This window comes from Sphingomonas spermidinifaciens, from assembly GCF_002351485.1.
Classification (GTDB): Bacteria; Pseudomonadota; Alphaproteobacteria; order Sphingomonadales; family Sphingomonadaceae; genus Sphingomonas; species Sphingomonas spermidinifaciens.
In genome coordinates this window covers 847,469-867,190 of sequence record NZ_NWMW01000002.1, presented here as the reverse complement: position 1 = coordinate 867,190, position 19,722 = coordinate 847,469, and the positions used below count along the sequence as shown (strand labels likewise).

Genomic DNA, 19,722 nt, shown 5'->3' with positions numbered 1-19,722 from the left:
GCCGTTCGCAGCCACGGCGTAGGAAGAGGGCATGTCGGGACCGATCATCTGCTTCGGCGAGCTGCTGCTGCGCCTGTCGGCACCGGGGCGCGAATTGTTGATGCAGTCGCCGCGGCTCGATATCGCGGTGGGCGGAGCGGAGGCGAACGTCGCCGCGGGGCTCGCCGCGCTCGATCATCCGACCGCGATCGTCAGCGTGGTCCCCGACAACGCCCTCGGCCGCGGCGCCGTGGCGGCGATGCGCGCGGCGGGCGTCGATACCAGCCGCGTGGCGACGGGGCCGGGCCGGATGGGCCTCTATTTCCTGTCGCCCGGCGCCGGCGTGCGCGCCGCCGATATCGTCTATGACCGCGCCGGATCGGCGTTCGTGCAGGCGAACGCCTTCGACTGGCCTACGCTGCTGGAGGGCGCTGCGCGCCTCCACCTCTCGGGCATCACGCCGGCGCTCGGCCCCGCCAGCGCCGCGCATGCGATCGCAGCGGCACGCGCCGCGCGCGCGGACGGCGTTCCCGTGTCGTTCGACGGCAATTACCGCGCACGCCTCTGGGAAAGCTGGGACAGCGATCCACGTGCCACCCTGACCGAACTGGTCGCGCAGGCCGACCTGTTCTTCGGCAACCACCGCGACGTAGCATTGCTGACCGGCCGCGATGCCGGCAAGGGGCGCGAAGCGGCCGAGGCGGCATTCGCCGCCTTCCCCAACCTCACGGCGATCGCCTCGACATCGCGCACCGTTATCGACGCCGACCACCACCGCCTCGCGGCGCGGCTCGATATGCGCGAGTCGGCACATGAAGCCGACGAGATCGCCGTCACCGGCATCGTCGATCGCATCGGCGGCGGCGACGCGTTCGCGGCAGGGATCCTCCACGGCCTGCACGCCGACCTGTCCCCGCAGGCGACGGTCGAGGCGGGCCTCGCGCTTGCTGCGCTGAAGCACAGCCTGCCCGGCGACTTCTCGCGCTTCGCCCGCGCCGACCTCGCCGCATTCCAGTCGGGCGCGCGCGACGTTCGCCGCTGAGACCGCGGGTTGCATTGCAGCACGGGTCCTGTATCGGCTTTGGTCGGCCTTGAAGGCGGCGCCCGCGGCGCTACCTCAGTGGGCATCAGCGATTGAGACGGATCATGGCGACCTTCACTCTCCCCAAGAACAGCGTCATCAAGAAGGAAGGGCACGTCCACCGCGCGCCCGCGGGTGCCAAGCGGATCAAACGCTTCAAAATCTATCGCTACGATCCCGACGCCGGTGCGAACCCGCGCTACGACACGTTCGAGATCGACCTCGACGATTGCGGCCCGATGGTGCTCGACGCGCTCATCAAGATGAAGTCGGAGCAGGATCCCTCGCTCACCTTCCGCCGCTCGTGCCGCGAGGGGATCTGTGGATCGTGCTCGATGAACATCGCGGGCAAGAACGGCCTCGCCTGCACGACGGCGATCGAGGACATCAAGGGCGATATCCGCATCACGCCCCTGCCGCACATGGACGTGATCAAGGATCTCGTCCCCGACTTCACGCACTTCTATGCGCAGTACGCCTCGATCAAGCCGTGGCTGCAGACCGTGACGCCGCCGCCCTCGGGCAAGGAGCGGCTCCAGACGCCGGAGGATCGGGCGAAGCTTGACGGCCTCTACGAGTGCATCCTGTGCGCCTGCTGCTCGACCTCGTGCCCCAGCTATTGGTGGAACAGCGACAAGTTCCTCGGCCCGGCGATCCTGCTCCAGGCGTATCGCTGGCTTGCCGACAGCCGCGACGAGATGACGGGCGAGCGGCTCGACGACCTCGAGGATCCGTTCCGCCTCTACCGCTGCCACACCATCATGAACTGCGCGAACGTCTGCCCCAAGGGCCTGAACCCCGCCAAGGCGATCGCCGAGATCAAGAAGATGGAGGTCGAGCGGATCGTCTGAATTCGCTCGGACCTTCCTTCGATACGCGCTTATCCTACGCTCAGTCGCTACTCAGGACGAACGGTCGGCAGCTTTTGCACCCCGCTTGTCTTGCGTAGCCATTGAGCTTGTCGAAATGGCGTATCGAAGGACCTGATGACCGCCCCTGCCCCCTTCCGCTTCTTCTCCGACCCGGACCTGCCCGGCTGGCATCGCTGGGAACTGACTGATCCCACCCGCTATAACGCCTTTCTTGCGCCCTTGTCGGTGCGCGTCGAGGGTGAAGGCCGCGTGCGCGTGCGGATGGTGCCGCAGCGAATCCACTCGAATATCCGAGATCACGTCCATGGCGGCGCGCTGCTCGGCTTCGCCGACGTGGCGATCTTCGCCGCGGCGCGGGCGCTGGGGATCATGAACGAGGGCGGTGCCTCGACGGTCGATCTTTCCGCGCAATTCATCGACGGCGCCGATGCGAGTGCCCCGATCGAGGCAGAGGTCGAGCTGCTGCGCGAGACCGGCCGCCTCTTCTTCGTCCGCGGACTGATCGTGCAAGACGACCGCCGCTGCGTCAGCTTCACCGCGACGGCGCGCAAATGACCGAAGTGCTCGACGCCTATCGTGCCCTTGTCCAGCGCGGCGAGCTGAAACCCGACGCCGATCAGGAAGCCGCCGCCGCCCGCCTCGACACTCTCGCCGCCGAACTGACCGCGGTGCCCAAGCGCGGCAGCGTGCTCTGGAAAATGCTCGGCCGCGCGCCAGCGCCGCCAAAGGGCGTCTATCTCTGGGGCGGGGTCGGGCGTGGCAAGTCGATGCTGATGGACCTGTTCTTCGACCAGCTGCCCATCCGGCGAAAGCGCCGCGTCCACTTTCACGCCTTCATGATCGAGGTTCATGCCCGCCTCCACAAGGAACGGGCGAAGGAAAGCGGCGACCCCATCCCGCCAGTGGCCGAGGCGATGGTGGGCGAGACGCGGCTGCTCGCCTTCGACGAGATGGTCATCAACAATTCGGCCGATGCGATGATCCTGTCCCGGCTGTTCACGGCAATGATGGCGCACGGCCTGACCGTCGTCGCGACCTCGAACCGCGTGCCCGAGGACCTCTACAAGGACGGACTCAACCGCGAGCATTTCCTGCCCTTCATCAGCCTGATCCGCGAGAAGATGGACGTGCTGTCGCTGAACGGCCCGGTCGATTACCGCCGCGACCGGCTGGGCAGCATGGAGACCTGGCTCGTCCCCAACGGGCCGGAGGCGACGGCAAAGCTCTCCGACGCCTTTTTCCGCCTCACCGACTATCCGGTCGAGGACAAGGCGCATGTGCCGACCTGCGACCTCGATCTGGGCGGTCGCAGCCTGCACGTTCCCAAATGCCTGAAGGGCGTCGCGGTGTTCAGCTTCAAGCGGCTCTGCGGCGAGGCGCGCGGGGCGCCCGACTATCTGGCGGTCGCCCGGCGCTTCCATACCGTGATCCTCGTCGGCATTCCGAAGCTGGGGCCGGACAACCGCAACGAGGCGGCGCGCTTCGTCACGCTGATCGACGCGCTCTACGAGCACAAGGTCAAGCTGCTCGCCGCCGCCGACGCCGTGCCCGAGCAGCTCTACGAGCGCGGCGACGGGGCATTCGAGTTCGAGCGGACGGTCAGTCGGTTGAACGAGATGCGGTCCGACGATTATCTGGCGCTCGGTCATGGCAAAGGAGAGCCGGCATGACCGCGCGCATCAATCGCAATACCCAGCTCTGCATGTCGCTGTCGGCGCGTCCGGGCAATTTCGGCACGCGGTTCCAGAACCACCTCTACGAGGCGCTGGGCCTCGACTATGTCTACAAGGCGTTCACGACCACCGATATCGAGGGGGCGGTGCGCGGGATCCGCGCGCTCGGCATCCGCGGCTGCGCGGTGTCGATGCCCTTCAAGGAAGCGGTGATCCCGCTGATCGACGAACTCGATCCGTCCGCGGCGTCGATCGGCGCGGTCAATACGATCGTCAACACCGACGGCCATCTGAAGGGCTACAACACCGACTATCTGGCGGTCGTCCAGTTGATGCAGCGCCATCGGGTGCCGACCGACACGCGCTGGGCACTGGCAGGCGCGGGCGGGATGGCGAAGGCGGTCGCCTCGGCGCTTGTTGATTACGGCTACGCGAATGGCGCCATCGTCGCGCGAAATGCTGGAAAGCGCCGCGAGCTGGCCGAGAAGCTCGGAATCACGGACGCCGACGAGGCGCCGGCGGACACGCAGATGCTCATCAACGCCACCCCGATCGGCATGGCCGGCGGGGCGGAGGCCGACGCCCTGCCCTTCACGCCGGAGGCGATCGCGGCAGCCGAGCTCGTCTTCGACGTCGTCGCCATTCCGCCCGAAACGCCGCTCATCCGCGCCGCCCGCGCTTCGGGCCGCCAAGTCATTACCGGCGATGCCGTGCTAGTGCTGCAGGGGCGCGAGCAGTTCGTCCTCTACACCGGCGTCCAGCCGGACGAGGCCGAGGTCGAGGCCGCCGCGAAGGTCGCGCTCGCGCCTTAATGCACTTGCGAACAAGTCGCAAAGATAGTTTGCCGCTGGTGTCGATAGGCGGTTGTCGCGTCCAGCCAAAAGGCTTAAGTCGCCCCGGTTCTCGCGGGCGCTCCTGCGTGCGTCCGCCACTTCTGGTCCGTCTAGGGAGGATCCATGGCTCGCAAGAAGATCGCGCTGATCGGCGCCGGCAATATCGGCGGCACGCTCGCGCACCTCGCCGCGCTCAAGGGACTGGGCGACATCGTCCTGTTCGACGTGGCGGAGGGGATCCCCCAGGGCAAGGCGCTGGACCTCAGCCAGTGCGGCCCGGTCGAGGGCTTCGACGCGACCATCACCGGCTCCAATGATTACAAGGACATCGCCGGGGCCGACGTCATCATCGTCACCGCCGGTGTCGCCCGCAAGCCCGGCATGAGCCGTGACGACCTGCTCGGCATCAACCTCAAGGTCATGAAGGCCGTGGGCGAGGGCATCGCCGCCAATGCGCCCGAAGCGTTCGTCATCTGCATCACCAACCCGCTCGACGCGATGGTGTGGGCACTGCGCGAGTTTTCGGGCCTGCCGCACAACAAGGTTGTCGGGATGGCGGGCGTCCTCGACTCGGCGCGCTTCAGCCACTTCCTTGCCGACGAGTTCAACGTGTCGGTGAAGGACGTGAACAGCTTCGTCCTCGGCGGCCATGGCGACACGATGGTCCCCGTCCTCGAATATTCGACCGTCAGCGGCATCCCGGTAAGCGACCTGATCGCGATGGGCTTCTCGACGCAGGAGCGCATCGACGCGATCGTCCAGCGCACGCGTTCGGGCGGCGGCGAGATCGTCGGCCTGCTCAAGACCGGCTCGGCCTATTACGCCCCCGCGACCAGCGGCATCGCGATGGCCGAGGCCTATCTCTACGACCAGAAGCGTGTCCTGCCCGCCGCGGCCCACCTGACCGGCCAGTATGGCATCGACGACCTCTATGTCGGCGTGCCGGTGGTGATCGGTGCCGGCGGCGTCGAAAAGGTCATCGAGATCAACCTGTCGGACGAGGCCAAGGGCAACCTCCAGGTCAGCGTCGATGCGGTCAAGGAACTGCTCGTTGCGTGCAAGGGCATCGACGAGAGCCTGAACTGATCCCGCGCGCCCGGCCAGGCCGGGCGCCGCTTTCGTTTTCGTTCGGCCTCCGGCCGCCACTTTCAGGGAATTCCGATGAGCATCCTCGTCGACAAGAACACCAAGGTCATCGTTCAGGGCATGACGGGCGCCACCGGCACCTTTCATACCGAGCAGGCGCTGGCCTACGGCACGCAGATGGTCGGCGGCGTCACGCCCGGCAAGGGCGGGTCTGAGCACATCGGCCTGCCCGTCTTCAACACGGTGGCCGAGGCGGTGGACACGACCGGCGCGACCGCCAGCGTCGTCTACGTGCCGCCCGCCTTTGCCGCGGATTCCATCCTCGAGGCGATCGACGCCGAGGTCCCGCTGATCGTCGCGATTACCGAGGGCATCCCGGTGCTCGACATGGTCAAGGTCAAGCGCGCGCTGTCGGGCTCGAAGTCGCGGCTTATCGGCCCGAACTGCCCCGGCGTGCTGACGCCGGGCGAGTGCAAGATCGGCATCATGCCGGGTTCGATCTTTTCCAAGGGGTCGGTCGGCGTCGTCTCGCGCTCGGGGACCCTCACCTATGAGGCGGTGTTCCAGACGACAAATGCGGGCCTTGGCCAGACCACCGCGGTCGGCATTGGCGGCGATCCCGTCAACGGTACCAACTTCATCGACGTGCTCGAGTTGTTCCTCGCCGACGACGAGACCAAGTCGATCATCATGATCGGCGAGATCGGCGGCGACGCCGAGGAGCAGGCCGCGCAGTTCCTGATCGACGAGGCCAAGCGTGGTCGCAAGAAGCCGATGGCCGGCTTCATCGCGGGCCGCACGGCGCCTCCGGGCCGCCGCATGGGCCATGCCGGCGCGATCGTGTCGGGCGGCAAGGGCGACGCCGAGAGCAAGATCGCGGCGATGGAAGCGGCGGGCATCAAGGTGTCGGCCAGCCCCAGCCTGCTCGGCGAGACGCTCGTCGAGGTTCTGAAGGGTTGATCCTTTCGGCCGCTCCCGGCGTTCGGGAGCGGCGAATGGCCGGCGTTGCCAACGCTGGCCACTGACAGTCCCGTCTCGATCGAGCGGGGTCGAGGTGCATGATGGGTTACGAAGGTCAGGATTTCGCGGATGTGGCGGGCGGCGTGAGCCCCGCGTTCATCGACACGCTCTACGCCCGGTACAAGGCCGATCCGGCTTCGGTCGAGGATGGCTGGCGTGCCTTCTTCGACGGGCTGGAGAATGTCGTTAGCGGTCCCAGCTGGGCGCGCAAGAACTGGCCCCTGAGCGACACCGACGCGCTGACCGCCGCGCTCGACCCTACGCAGATGGATCCTGCGCCCAAGCCGGTCAAGGGCTCAGGCGCGCCGGCCCCCGCGCCCAAGGCCGCGACCCCTGTTCCCTCGACCGCCGATATCCAGCGCGCGGCGCAGGATTCGATCCGCGCGATGATGCTCATCCGCACCTATCGTGTGCGCGGGCATCTTGCCGCCAATCTCGACCCGCTGGGCCTGTCCAAGCGTGAGATGCCCGAGGATCTGAAGACCGAATATCACGGCTTTCACGACAGCGAGATCGATCGCCCGGTCTATCTCGGCGGCGCGCTCGGCTTCGAAACCGCGACGATCCGCCAGGTCGTCGACACGCTGCGGAAGAACTACTGCGGCAATGTCGGCCTCGAATATATGCACATCGCCGATGTCGAGGAGCGCCGCTTCCTCCAGGATCGGATGGAAGGCCAGGACAAGGCCATTGAGTTCACCACCGAAGGCAAGAAGGCGATCCTTTCCAAGGTGATCGAGGCCGAGCAGTGGGAGAAGTTCCTGGGCCGCAAGTATGTCGGCACCAAGCGCTTCGGCCTCGACGGTGGCGAATCGATGATCCCCGCGCTGGAGGCGGTCATCAAGTACGGCGGCCAGCTCGGCGTGCGCGAGATCGTCTACGGCATGGCGCATCGCGGCCGCCTGAACGTCCTCGCCAACGTCATGGCCAAGCCCTATCGTGTGATCTTCCACGAGTTTGCGGGCGGATCGGCCAATCCCGACGACATCGGCGGGTCGGGCGACGTGAAGTACCACCTCGGCACTTCGACCGACCGCGAGTTCGACGGGATCAACGTCCACATGTCGCTGGTCGCCAACCCCAGCCACCTGGAGGCGGTGAATCCCGTCGTCCTGGGCAAGGTGCGCGCGCAGCAGACCTTCCGCCAGGATCTCGACAAGCATGAGCAGGTGCTGCCCGTGCTGATCCACGGCGACGCGGCGTTCGCGGGCCAGGGCATCGTCTGGGAATGCCTCGGCTTTTCGGGCATCCGCGGCTACAACACCGGCGGCTGCGTCCATTTCGTCATCAACAATCAGATCGGCTTCACGACCAGCCCGCAATTCGCGCGCTCGTCGCCTTATCCGTCAGATGTCGCCAAGGGCGTCCAGGCGCCGATCCTGCACGTCAACGGCGACGATCCCGAGGCCGTGACCTTCGCCTGCAAGGTCGCGACCGAATTCCGCCAGACGTTCAAGCGCGACGTCGTCATCGACATGTGGTGCTATCGCCGTTTCGGGCACAACGAGGGCGACGAGCCGAGCTTCACCCAGCCGATCATGTACAAGTCGATCCGCCAGCACCCGCCGGTCAGCGAGATCTACGGCAAGCGGCTGGTGGCCGAGGGCGTGATCGACGACGGCTTCGTCAAGGCCAAGACCGACGAGTTCACCGCGGTTCTCGAAGAGTCGTTCGACGGCGCGAAGGGGTACAAGCCCAACAAGGCCGACTGGTTCGCCGGTCGCTGGTCGGGTCTCCACGCGCCGGTCGATGCCGAAACCGCGCGGCGGAGCGTCGATACCGGCATCGAGCAGAAGCTGTTCGATTCGCTCGGCCGCACGCTGACCGAGACGCCCGAGGGGTACGAGCTGCACAAGACGCTTGGCCGCGTGCTCGAAGCGAAGCGCGAGATGTTCCGTTCGGGCTCCGGCTTCGACTGGGCGACGGGCGAGGCGCTGGCGTTCGGCTCGCTCCTGTCCGAGGGTTACGGCGTCCGCCTGTCGGGCCAGGATTCGGGCCGCGGCACGTTCAGCCAACGGCACGCCGTCTGGGTCGATCAGAACGACGAGCGGCGCTACGTGCCCCTCGCTGAAATCCCGCACGGCCGGTTCGAGGTGCTCGACAGCCCGCTGTCTGAATATGGGGTGCTGGGTTTCGAATACGGCTTTGCGCTCGCCGATCCCAAGACGCTGGTGCTGTGGGAGGCGCAGTTCGGCGACTTCGCAAACGGCGCGCAGATCATGATCGACCAGTTCATCGCGTCGGGTGAGGCCAAGTGGCTGCGCGCCAACGGCCTCGTCCTGCTGCTGCCGCACGGCTATGAGGGCCAGGGGCCGGAGCATTCGTCGGCGCGTCTCGAACGCTTCCTGCAGCTGTGCGCACAGGACAACATGCAGGTCGCGAACTGCACCACGCCGGCCAACTATTTCCACCTGCTGCGCCGGCAGATGCACCGTAACTTCCGCAAGCCGCTGGTCGTCTTCACGCCCAAGTCGCTGCTCCGCCACAAGATGGCGGTGTCGAAGGCCGAGGATTTCGTCGGCACCAGCCATTTCCAGCGGCTACTGTCCGACCCCTCGGCCCCGGCAGATGAGGCGACGAAGCGCGTCGTGCTCTGTTCGGGCAAGGTCGCCTATGATCTGATCGAGGCGCGCGACGCCGCCGGCGACACCGCCACGCAGATCATCCGCGTCGAACAGCTCTACCCCTTCCCCGGCGAGCCGCTGGCCGCGCGCCTGTCGCGGATGCCGCAGCTCGAGGACGTGGTCTGGGCGCAGGAAGAGCCCAAGAACAACGGCTCGTGGTTCTTCGTCGAGCCGCTGATCGAGGAGGCACTCGCCGCCGCCGGCTCGCCGGTCGAGCGTGCGCGCTACGCGGGCCGTGCCGCCTCGGCCTCGCCCGCCACGGGCCTGATGAAGCGGCACCAGACCGAGCAGGGCGCGCTCGTCGCCGACGCGCTCGGCCACAGCGTGCGCGAGGAAATCCGCCGCACGCGCCAATCCGACAGCAACAATGCGACCGGCAAGGCCGCGTCGTGATCGAAGCCTGAAGAAGGACGAACCGAAATGGCCACCGAAATCCTCGTCCCCGTGCTGGGCGAATCGATCACCGAAGCGACGCTCGGCGAATGGCTGAAGCAGCCGGGTGAGGCGGTCGCCGCCGACGAGCCCGTCGCCAGCCTCGAGACCGACAAGGTCTCGGTCGAAGTGCCTGCCCCCGCCGCCGGCGTGATGGGCCAGCATGCGGTGAAGCCCGGCGATACCGTCAATGTCGGTGCGATGATCGGCACGATCGAAGCCGGCGACGGTGCGGCGGCGGCGCCGAAGGCCGAGGCCGCTCCCGCGGCGGCACCGACGCCCGCCCCGGCCCCCGCGCCTGCCGAGGCGGCGCAGCAGGCACCGGCTCCCGCCGAGCATGTCGACGCCGCCGCGCTCTCGCCTTCGGTGCGCCGCGCTATCCTTGAGCACGGCGTCGATCCCGCGACGATCAAGGGCTCGGGGAAGGACGGCCGCATCACCAAGGAGGACGTCGTCGCCGCCGCTTCCGCCAAGTCGAGCGCGCCCGCCGCGCCGGCGCCTGTGCCCACGCCCGCGGCTGCGGCTGCTGCCCCGGCCGGCGACAATCGCCGTGAGGAGCGCGTCCGCATGACGCGCCTGCGCCAGACGATCGCCAAGCGCCTGAAGGACGCGCAGGACACCGCCGCGCTGCTCACGACGTTCAATGACGTCGACATGACCGCGGTGATCGAGGCGCGGACCAAGTACAAGGACCTGTTCGAGAAGAAGCACGGCGTTCGCCTCGGCTTCATGGGCTTCTTCGTGAAGGCCGCGTGCATGGCGTTGAAGGATATCCCCGCCGTCAATGCCTCGATCGAGGGCGACGAGATCGTCTATCGCGACTATGCCGACATCTCGGTCGCCGTCTCCGCGCCGCAGGGCCTCGTCGTCCCCGTCATCCGCAATGCCGAGAGCCTGTCGGTCGCCGGGATCGAGAAGACGATCGGCGATTTCGGCAAGCGCGCCAAGGACGGCACGCTCAAGATGGAAGAGATGAAGGGCGGCACCTTCACCATTTCCAACGGCGGTGTGTTCGGCTCGCTCATGTCGACCCCGATCATCAACCCGCCGCAGTCGGCGGTGCTCGGTCTCCACCGGATCGAGGACCGTCCGGTCGTCCGCGACGGCCAGGTCGTCGTCCGCCCGATGATGTATCTGGCGCTCAGCTATGATCATCGCCTGATCGACGGCCGCGAGGCGGTGACCTTCCTCGTCGCGCTCAAGAATGCGATCGAGGACCCGACGCGCCTGCTGATCGATCTTTAAGTTTCAGCGAGACAACCCCAATTTCCGTTCGTGCTGAGCTTGTCGAAGCACCACCCTTCTTCATCGAACGGATGAGCGTAAAGTACGGCCCTTCGACAGGCTCGGGGCGAACGGAGTTTGGATAATGGCTGACTACGACTTCGACGTGCTGGTGATCGGTGCCGGTCCGGGCGGCTACGTCGCGGCGATCCGCGCGGCGCAGCTGGGCCAGCGCGTCGCCTGTGCCGAAGCGCGCGAGACGCTGGGCGGCACCTGTCTCAATGTCGGCTGCATTCCGTCCAAGGCGCTGCTCCACGCCTCCGAGCTTTATGCCGAAGCTGCCGGTGGCGCCCTCGCGAAGCTCGGCGTCAAGTTCGACAGCGTCAGCCTGGACCTCGACGCGATGCACGCGCAGCGGATCGACGCGGTGAAGGGCCTGACAGGCGGCATCGAATATCTGTTCAGGAAGAACAAGGTCGAGTGGCTGAAGGGCCGCGCGAGCTTCGTCGATTCGGGCACGGTCAAGGTCGGCGACCGCACCGTCACCGCGCGCGACATCGTCATCGCGACGGGGTCGTCGGTCACGCCGCTGCCCGGTGTCGAGGTCGACCAGAAGGTCGTCGTCGATTCGACCGGCGCGCTCGAGCTCGACCGCGTGCCCGGCCATCTCGTCGTCATCGGCGGTGGTGTGATCGGCCTGGAACTCGGCAGCGTCTGGAAGCGGCTCGGCGCGAAGGTGACGGTGATCGAGTATCTCGACCAGATCCTGCCGGGCTTTGACGGCGACGTGCGCAAGGAAAGCGCCAAGCTCTTCAAGAAGCAGGGCATCGAATTCAGGACCGGTACCAAGGTCACGGGTGTCGCGGTGAATGGCGACAAGGCGACGATCACTGTCGAGCCCGCAGCCGGCGGCGCGGCCGAGACGATCGAGGCGGACAACGTCCTGGTCGCGATCGGCCGCCGTCCGAATACCGAGGGGCTGAATCTTGAAGCCGCCGGCGTCGCGCTCAATGGGCGCGGCCAGATCGAGGTCGATCATGATTTCGCGACCAAGGTTGACGGCATTTGGGCGATCGGCGACGTGACCCCCGGCCCGATGCTCGCGCACAAGGCGGAGGACGAGGGGATTGCGGTTGCCGAGAACATCGCCGGCCACACGGGGATCGTGAACCACGACCTTATCCCGAGCGTCGTCTACACGATGCCCGAGATCGCGGGCATCGGCCTCACCGAAGAGGCCGCGCGCGAAAAGGGCGAGGTCAAGGTCGGCAAGTTCCCGATGGCCGGCAACAGCCGCGCCAAGACCAATCACGAGCCGGACGGCTTCGTGAAGGTCATCTCGGACGCCGAAACCGACCGCGTGCTGGGTGTCTGGATCATCACCTCGCTTGCCGGCACGATGATCGCACAGGCGACGCAGGCGATGGAGTTCGGCGCGACGGCAGAGGACATCGCCTATACCTGCCATGCGCATCCGACGCATTCGGAGGCCCTGAAGGAAGCCGCGATGGCGGTGCGGGGCAAGCCGATCCACGTCTGACCGGGGGGCGTGCGGGCCGCCATGTCATCGTCACCCCGGATTTGATCCGGGGTCCGGCTTGTTCTTGCTGCCGACCCGTGGGAAGTGAACGGGATCCCCGGTCAAATTCGGGATGATGGTGCGGCGTTCTCGGCACCGCGGCCCATTCGGCCTGCCAGCAGCAGCGCGAGCCACGCGGCGATCAGGGCCGCGTACCAGAGCGTGAAGTCACCCAGCGCCCGCTCGACGATCGTCCCCGCGACCGCACCGCCGACGAAGGTCAACCAGAGCAGGAGATAGGGCAGCCAAGCCCAGCGCGACGCTCCACCCATGAGGGCGTCGGCAAGCGACTGACCCAGCCGCACCAGATTACCGGTCATGTAGGTGAGGCCGGCTGACAGCCCGCCGTCCGGCGCTCGAACGCCGTTCATCGCGCCCGTCGCCGCCGCGAGCAGCGGCATCGACAGGGCAGCCGACGCGCCCGCCGCGACCGCGGCGCCGATCATGAGCAGTGTCGCGAGCCCCATTGCCGCCGCCGCGCCCACGCGCTCGAAGCGGCGCGCCGCCACCGCCGCGAGCATCACGCCGGCGAGGAATGCCAGCACCAGCGACAGCGCGAGCACCCCGCCTCCGCCATAGCCGCCACCCAGCGCAACGCCGCCCCGGGTCGCATTTCCGCTCATGAACGAGACGAAGAAGTTGCCGAGCCGGACGAACGCATAGGCATCGACAAACCCCGCGAGCGCGGCGATCGCCGCGGCGAGCGGCAGAAACGGAAAAGGGGGCGGCTGCATGACTGCCGATCTAGGCGCTTGTTGCGCGAAGCTGAAGGGTACGCGAGGGCAAAGGTGATGATGGGGTGGGTCGAGGAATCAGTCGAGGTCGCTGAGCGCACCCAGCGGATGCGATCGGCAAGCGCCAAGAAAACTTGCCGCGCGATCTCATCCAGCGCGGCGCTTCGCGCGAGATTGTGGGTGCCAAGGGACGAGCCCGCGAGGGCTCGCCGGCGCCTGAGACCCTTCGGATCGAAGGTGTAGCCACTCGGATCACAAAGCCGTGGGGCGCGGCCTGGCTCCGGTTTCACGCGAGAGGGCAACACCCGTTTGTCGCCTTCGACAGTCCCTTCCCTTCCCCGCCGGGGTAAAAACTTGCTCACGATTACAGACAACAATCAGGGGCGCCTGATCTTTCCTGCTGCGGATCACCACCGAACATCCCCCAACGGGAAACCCCGCCGTGATCGCTCGCAGCGGGGTCTTGTTCATGCCCGGTGCGGATCGCCGATCAGACGTCGTCGTCCGGCCCCTCGCCGACCATCAGCTCCTCGGCGACCTCCGCCGTGCGCGCGCGGATCGCGGCTTCCAGGCGGGCGGTGATCTCGGGATTGTCGCGCAGGAAGTTCTTCGAGTTCTCGCGCCCCTGACCGATGCGGACGCTGTCGTAGCTGAACCACGCGCCCGCCTTCTCGACGAGGCCCGCCTTGACGCCAAGGTCGAGGATCTCGCCGATCTTCGAGATGCCCTCGCCGTACATGATGTCGAACTCGACCTGCTTGAAGGGCGGCGCAACCTTGTTCTTGACCACCTTCACGCGAGTCGCGTTCCCGATGATCTCGTCGCGGTCCTTGATCTGGCCGGTGCGGCGGATGTCGAGACGGACCGAGGCATAGAATTTGAGCGCATTGCCGCCCGTCGTCGTCTCGGGGTTGCCGTACATCACGCCGATCTTCATGCGCAGCTGGTTGATGAAGATCACCATGCAGCGCGAGCGGCTGATCGAGCCGGTCAGCTTGCGCAGGCTCTGCGACATAAGGCGCGCCTGCAGGCCGACATGGCTGTCGCCCATCTCGCCCTCGATCTCGGCACGCGGCACCAGCGCGGCGACCGAATCGACCACCAGCACGTCGATGGCGTTCGACCGCACGAGCGTGTCGACGATCTCCAGCGCCTGCTCGCCGGTGTCGGGCTGCGACACGATCAGCTCGTCGATGTTGACGCCCAGCTTCTTGGCATAGACCGGGTCAAGCGCATGCTCGGCATCGACGAAGGCGGCGGTACCGCCCATCTTCTGCGCCTCGGCAATGCAGTGGAGCGCCAGCGTCGTCTTGCCCGAGCTTTCGGGGCCATAGACCTCGATCACGCGGCCGCGCGGCAACCCGCCGACACCGAGCGCAATGTCGAGGCCGAGCGAGCCGGTCGAGATCGCCTCGACCTGCATCGCCTCCTTCTGGCCCAGCCGCATCGCCGACCCCTTGCCGAAGGCACGGTCGATCTGTGCCAGGGCGGCGTCGAGCGCCTTTTGACGATCTGCGTTCGCGGTTGCCATGTCGTTCCCGATCACCTTGAGCTGCGCTGCCATTTTCCGCTTTCCTCGCTAGAGCAACCGCGCGCGGCGTTCAACGCGCACCGATCATGTACCCGATTCGTTCGATGAGAACAAGACGCGAACTTCGTGGATAGTCGCGGCGGCTCGAACGCTTCCCCGCAGTTTCGCCCCGATGCAGCCAAAACCGCTTTTGCGAGTTAGGAATCGCTGCATCGCAGCATGATGCAGATCAAACAAGGACCGGATCCGTTGCGATTTCTGCGCAGTCCAGCCCGCTTCCTGTTTCATTATGTGGCCGAGCGGCCGTGGAGCTTCCTGCTTCTCGGGCTGATCGTCGTCGCAGGCAGCGCAGGGTCGATCGGCACGCAATATGCGATGAAGCTGCTCGTCGATGCGATGACGATGCGTGGGGCCTTGAGCGCGGTCTATGCCAGCCTCGCGCTGTTCATCGGCCTCGTTGTCGCCGAGAGCCTGGCTCAGCGCGCCGCCGCCTTCCTGCTCGGCCATCTTACCGTCAGGTCGGGCATCCAGATCCGGCTCGACATGTTCGATTATCTGACCGGGCACCAGATGCCCTTCTTTCAGCAGCAGCGTGCCGGTTCGCTGGGCCACCGGATCGGCTCGCTCGCCGGCAATTTCGGCGCGCTCGTCCACCGGCTGGTGATGGAGGTGACGCCGCCGATCGTCGCCTTTGCGGGTGCCCTCGTCATCTTCTTCACGATTGATGCGCGGATGGCGGCGGTGCTGGGCGCGGTGTTCCTGATCGTCACCGCAATTCTGGTGCGCCACGGGCTCAAGGGCCATGTCCATCACCGGGCGTTCGCGCAGAAGGCCGGCGTCGTCGGCGGCGAGCTGGTCGATCTGATCGGGAATATCTGGGTGCTAAAGGCGTTCGCCGCGCGCCGGCGCGAGCTCGACCGGCTGGGCGACATTCTCGAGGACGAGGCGAAGGCGCAGCGAAAGGGCTGGTTCTTCGTCGAGCGTGTCCGCGGCCTCTACGACATCGCGATGGCGGCGATGGTCGCGGGCACGCTCATCTGGGCGATCGGCCGCTGGTCGGCAGGCGCGGTGACGACGGGCGATGTAGTCGTCATTACGACGCTTACCTTCCGGATGCTCCACGGCGCGCGCGACCTGGCGATGGCGCTGATCGATACCAGCCAGCAGTTCAGCTATCTCGACGAGACGCTGGAGATCGTCGGCGTGCCGCATACGCTGACCGATGCACCCGATGCGCCCGCGCTGGTGCCGGGCGCGGGGACGGTGCGGTTCGAGGGGGTCAGCTTCGGCTACGACCCCGCGCGGCCGATCCTGCGCGACCTGAGCTTCGACGTGCCCGCGGGGCAGAAGGTGGGCATTGTCGGCCCCTCGGGCGCGGGCAAGTCGTCGATCCTCCAGCTCGTTCAGCGCTTCTATGACGCCGACGCCGGCCGCGTGCTGATCGACGGGCAGCCAGCGGCAGGGGTGACGCAGGAAAGCCTCAACCAGGCGATCGCGATGGTGCCGCAGGAAGTGCTCCTCTTTCACCGCAGCGTGATGGACAATATCCGCTTCGCCCGCCCCGATGCGAGCGACGAGGACGTGCGCCGCGCGGCCGAGGCGGCGGGCTGCGCCGACTTCATCGCCGAACTGCCGGAGGGATATGACAGCATCGTCGGCGAGCGCGGCACCTCGCTGTCCGGGGGCCAGCGCCAGCGGATCGGCATCGCGCGCGCCTTCCTTAAAGACGCGCGGATCGTACTCCTCGACGAAGCGACGTCGGCGCTCGACACCGAGTCGGAGCTGGCGGTGCAGGCGGGGCTCGAGCGGCTGATGGTCGGGCGCACCGTGCTCGCCATCGCGCACCGACTATCGACGATCGCCGATTTCGACCGTGTGCTGGTGGTCGAGCGCGGCCGTATCGTCGAGGACGGCGCGCCACAGCACCTGCTGATGCGCGAGGACGGCGAGTTCCGCCGCCTCTGGATGCTGCAGGCGCAGGGGCTGGAGCTCAACAACAAGCCCGAACCGCGGCTGCGGCTGATCGGCGGCAACGCGGTGATGGGTTTCAACGGCCGGGTGCAGGCGGCGTGGCGGCGGGCGCAGGGGAAAGGGTGAAGTCGGTGTCCGTCACCCGCGGAGTGTTCCGTGACCGATGACTATCCGTGGCGCTTCGCCTCCCCCGCTTCATGCTGAGTAGAGACTGAGTAGCGGCGAAAGCCGTGCATCGAGAAATCACCACGGACTCCCACATTCTTTGATACGCCGCTTCGCAGCTGCTCGATCGCTACTTAGGACAAACGGAGTGACAAGGCCCTTTTGTCGACAGCGGCCTTCAACCCACCACGATCTCCCGCGCTGCCGGGTGCCCCAGGAACAGCCCCGGACTTGCGGTGAACCCATAGGCGCCCGCCAGGAACACCGCGATTACGTCGCCCACCGCCACCTCGGGCAGGCCCACCTTGTCGCCCAGCCGGTCGAGCGGGGTGCAAAGGCTGCCGACCACCGACACCTCGCTGAGTTCGCCCGTCATCCGCCCGGCGACCGCGATCGGATAATTGCGCCGCACCACCGTCCCGAAATTGCCGCTCGCGGCCAGCTGGTGATGCATGCCGCCATCGACGACGACGAAGCGCTCGCCCTGGCTTTCCTTCAAGTCGATCACACGGGTCAGGTAGACGCCGCACTCGCCGACCATCCAGCGGCCGAGTTCGATCGCGTACTGCGTCTCCGCTGCCCCGTCGCGATCGAGCGTCTCGGCCAGCGCGCCGCCGACCGCCTCGATATCGAGGGCTTCGTCGCCCGCGAAATAGGGGATGCCGAACCCGCCGCCGAGATTGACGTGCGGCGCCTCGGCTCCCGCCTCGTCCGCCAGCCGCCGGGCGAGCGCCACTGTCGCCGCCTGCGTCTCGATGATCGCCGCCGCCGACAGCGCCTGCGACCCGGCATAGATGTGGAAGCCGCGCCAGTCGGCGCCGGCGGCCAGCAACTCGCGCACCAACGCCGGCACGCGCACGGCGTCGATGCCGAAGGGCGAGGGTCGCCCGCCCATCTTCATCCCCGATCCCTTGAGGTCGAAATCGGGATTGACCCGGATTGCCAGCCGCGGCCGCAGCCCCAGCCGCTCGCCGATCGCCAGCGCACGGATACCCTCCCCCTCCGATTCGAGGTTGAGCGTCGCGCCTTCACGGATCCCGAGTTCCAGTTCGTCGTCGCGCTTGCCGGGTCCGGCGAAGCTGATGACTCTCTCGTCCTTGACTGCGAGCGCCTTGACCAACTCGCCCCCCGACGCGACGTCGAGCCCGTCGACCAGCGGCGCGATCGCCGCGAGCACTTGCGGGTGCGGATTGGCCTTGATCGCGTAATGGATGTCGAGCCGCGCTGGCATCGCCGCACGCAGTCGCGCCAGCCGCGCGCGCACCTCGCCCATGTCGTAGACGAACAGCGGCGTGTCGCCGGCCTGTTCGATCCAATGCTCGGCGTCGTGCCCGGCGATCGTCAGCTTCTCGCTCCCAGCGAAATGCGGCGGAATCGGTCCCATCGGCTTCACGACAGCACCTCCGCTTTCAGCCCAGAGCGATCGAGCTTCCCATTGGCGTTGCGCGGCAGCGCCTCGCGCCAGACATAGCGGTGCGGCTGCATGAAGCCGGGCAGGTCGCGCTTCAGCCGCTCGCGAAGCCGCGCCTCCGCATTCGCCGCATCGCCCTTCGTGCTGGCGACGACGACGATCGCCTGCCCCAGCCGCTCGTCGGGCACGCCCAGCGCCACCGCCTCGCCCGCCTCGCCGCCGGCGAGCACCACTTCCTCGACCTCGGTCGGGCTGATGCGGTTGCCGCTCGACTTGATCATCTCGTCGTCGCGCCCGACGAAGCGCAGCAGCCCTTCGGCATCCGCCACGACGGTATCGCCCGACCATACCGCCATGCCGGGATAGGCGGAGAAGGAAGGTGCAGGCTTGAAGCGGATCGCGGTGCGCTCGGGGTCCTGCCAATAGCCCTGCGCAACGAGCGGCCCGGCATGGACCAGCTCGCCCGGCTCGTCCGCATCGGCGCGGCTGCCATCGGGGCGCACGACCGAGATTTCGGCGAAGGGAATGGCGCGGCCGATCGAATCGGGATGCGCATCGACCAGATCGGGGTCGAGATAGGTCGACCGGAACGCCTCGGTCAGGCCGTACATCGGGAACAGCCGCGCGGCCGGAAAGCGCTCGCGGAGCGCGCGCACCAGTCGCGGCGTCAGCGCACCGCCCGAGTTGGTCAGCCGCCTCAATCGCGCGGCGGTCTCCGCCGGCCACTCGACATCGAGCAGCTGGACCCAGAGCGGCGGCACCCCGGCAAGGCTGGTCGCGCCGAACCGCTCGACCGCCTTGATGACGTCGCGCGCGGTCAGATAGTCGAGCGGCACCACGCTCGCTCCCGCCGCCCAGGTCGAAAGCAGCTGGTTCTGGCCATAGTCGAAGCTCAGCGGCAGCACGCCGAGCACGCGGTCGGCGGGCGTCACGTCCAGATAATGCGCCACGCTGATCGCACCGAGCCACAGGTTCGCGTGGCTCAGCATAACCCCCTTGGGCCGCCCGGTAGAGCCCGAGGTATAGAGGATCGCCGCCAGCGATTGCGGATCGGCATCGGACGGCGGCAGTCCGCCGCCCACCAGCGACAACTCGCCCTCCTCGACCGTCCGGCATCCGCCCGGCACATCGCCCGCCTCCAGCGTCGCCAGCCGCGGCCCGCCCGCGATCAGGAGGCGCGCGCCGCTGTCGGCAAGGATATGCGCCACCTGCCCGCGCTTGAGCAGCGGGTTGACCGGCACATGCACCAGCCCCGCGCGCACTGCCGCCAACGGCAGCACGCAGGCCGCTCGCGTCTTGGCAAGCCAGCTCGCCACCCGATCGCCGGGCTTGAGTCCCTGTTCCGCCAGCCACGCCGCTGCCGATCCGACCGCACCCTCCAGCTCGGCATAGGTCCAGCTGCCGCCCTTGTCGTGCAGCGCGGGTGCATCGGCCGCACCCATCGTCGTCAGATGGTCGAGCGGTCGCGGATCGGGATTTAACGGGATGCTCATCGCTGCCGGCCATA

The 19,722-nt window shown here is 67.3% G+C and carries 15 protein-coding genes; 11 read left to right on the top strand and 4 right to left on the bottom strand.

Annotated features, from left to right (window positions below; translation table 11 throughout):
• Nucleotides 1-31: 31 nt before the first annotated feature.
• The 10 genes from COC42_RS14120 to lpdA all read left to right on the top strand — a co-directional run bounded on the left by COC42_RS14120 (nucleotide 32) and on the right by lpdA (nucleotide 12,364).
• Nucleotides 32-1,021 (top strand): sugar kinase, encoded by a 990-nt coding sequence (locus tag COC42_RS14120; protein ID WP_096343918.1) that lies wholly within the window; start codon nucleotides 32-34, stop codon nucleotides 1,019-1,021.
• A gap of 104 nt (nucleotides 1,022-1,125) precedes the next feature.
• Nucleotides 1,126-1,911, top strand: a complete 786-nt coding sequence (locus COC42_RS14115; protein WP_096343917.1) for a succinate dehydrogenase iron-sulfur subunit — start codon at nucleotides 1,126-1,128, stop codon at nucleotides 1,909-1,911.
• A 135-nt stretch (nucleotides 1,912-2,046) separates the two neighbouring features.
• Nucleotides 2,047-2,487 carry a PaaI family thioesterase gene (locus COC42_RS14110; RefSeq protein WP_096343916.1) on the top strand — a complete coding sequence of 147 codons (441 nt, stop codon included), beginning with the start codon at nucleotides 2,047-2,049 and terminating at the stop codon, nucleotides 2,485-2,487.
• A complete protein-coding gene (gene zapE, locus COC42_RS14105; protein ID WP_096343915.1) occupies nucleotides 2,484-3,602 on the top strand; it encodes a cell division protein ZapE in 1,119 nt (372 codons plus the stop codon). Before COC42_RS14110 ends, zapE begins: the two co-directional genes overlap by 4 nt.
• Nucleotides 3,599-4,417 (top strand): shikimate 5-dehydrogenase, encoded by an 819-nt coding sequence (locus COC42_RS14100; RefSeq protein ID WP_096343914.1) that lies wholly within the window; start codon nucleotides 3,599-3,601, stop codon nucleotides 4,415-4,417. The genes zapE and COC42_RS14100 overlap by 4 nt, the downstream gene beginning before the upstream one ends.
• A 144-nt stretch (nucleotides 4,418-4,561) precedes the next feature.
• Nucleotides 4,562-5,524, top strand: coding sequence for a malate dehydrogenase (gene mdh / locus COC42_RS14095; protein ID WP_096343913.1), 963 nt, complete (start codon nucleotides 4,562-4,564; stop codon nucleotides 5,522-5,524).
• 75 nt (nucleotides 5,525-5,599) lie between these two features.
• Nucleotides 5,600-6,484: a succinate--CoA ligase subunit alpha gene (gene sucD / locus COC42_RS14090; protein WP_096343912.1), complete on the top strand. Its 885-nt coding sequence runs from the start codon at nucleotides 5,600-5,602 to the stop codon at nucleotides 6,482-6,484.
• Nucleotides 6,485-6,585: 101 nt separating this feature from the next.
• Nucleotides 6,586-9,561: a 2-oxoglutarate dehydrogenase E1 component gene (locus COC42_RS14085; RefSeq protein ID WP_096344222.1), complete on the top strand. Its 2,976-nt coding sequence runs from the start codon at nucleotides 6,586-6,588 to the stop codon at nucleotides 9,559-9,561.
• A 27-nt stretch (nucleotides 9,562-9,588) separates the two neighbouring features.
• A complete protein-coding gene (gene odhB / locus COC42_RS14080) occupies nucleotides 9,589-10,845 on the top strand; it encodes a 2-oxoglutarate dehydrogenase complex dihydrolipoyllysine-residue succinyltransferase (protein WP_096343911.1) in 1,257 nt (418 codons plus the stop codon).
• 124 nt (nucleotides 10,846-10,969) lie between these two features.
• Nucleotides 10,970-12,364 (top strand): dihydrolipoyl dehydrogenase, encoded by a 1,395-nt coding sequence (gene lpdA, locus COC42_RS14075; RefSeq protein WP_096343910.1) that lies wholly within the window; start codon nucleotides 10,970-10,972, stop codon nucleotides 12,362-12,364.
• Nucleotides 12,365-12,465: 101 nt separating this feature from the next.
• Here lpdA and COC42_RS14070 read toward each other — a convergent pair whose 3' ends face one another.
• Both COC42_RS14070 and recA read right to left on the bottom strand, forming a co-directional pair.
• Nucleotides 12,466-13,137 carry a YoaK family protein gene (locus COC42_RS14070; RefSeq protein WP_096343909.1) on the bottom strand — a complete coding sequence of 224 codons (672 nt, stop codon included), beginning with the start codon at nucleotides 13,135-13,137 and terminating at the stop codon, nucleotides 12,466-12,468.
• Between the two features lie 490 nt (nucleotides 13,138-13,627).
• Nucleotides 13,628-14,701: a recombinase RecA gene (recA, locus tag COC42_RS14065; protein ID WP_096343908.1), complete on the bottom strand. Its 1,074-nt coding sequence runs from the start codon at nucleotides 14,699-14,701 to the stop codon at nucleotides 13,628-13,630.
• Between the two features lie 216 nt (nucleotides 14,702-14,917).
• Here recA and COC42_RS14060 point away from each other — a divergent pair, with 216 nt between their 5' ends.
• A complete protein-coding gene (locus COC42_RS14060; RefSeq protein WP_096344221.1) occupies nucleotides 14,918-16,765 on the top strand; it encodes an ABC transporter ATP-binding protein in 1,848 nt (615 codons plus the stop codon).
• 217 nt (nucleotides 16,766-16,982) lie between these two features.
• On the opposite strand, the gene COC42_RS14055 is transcribed toward COC42_RS14060, so the two are convergent.
• Together COC42_RS14055 and COC42_RS14050 are read right to left on the bottom strand one after the other, a co-directional pair.
• Nucleotides 16,983-18,197, bottom strand: a complete 1,215-nt coding sequence (locus COC42_RS14055) for a pyridoxal-dependent decarboxylase, exosortase A system-associated (protein WP_096343907.1) — start codon at nucleotides 18,195-18,197, stop codon at nucleotides 16,983-16,985.
• Nucleotides 18,194-19,708 (bottom strand): AMP-binding protein, encoded by a 1,515-nt coding sequence (locus COC42_RS14050; protein ID WP_176484692.1) that lies wholly within the window; start codon nucleotides 19,706-19,708, stop codon nucleotides 18,194-18,196. Before COC42_RS14050 ends, COC42_RS14055 begins: the two co-directional genes overlap by 4 nt.
• Nucleotides 19,709-19,722: the final 14 nt, after the last annotated feature.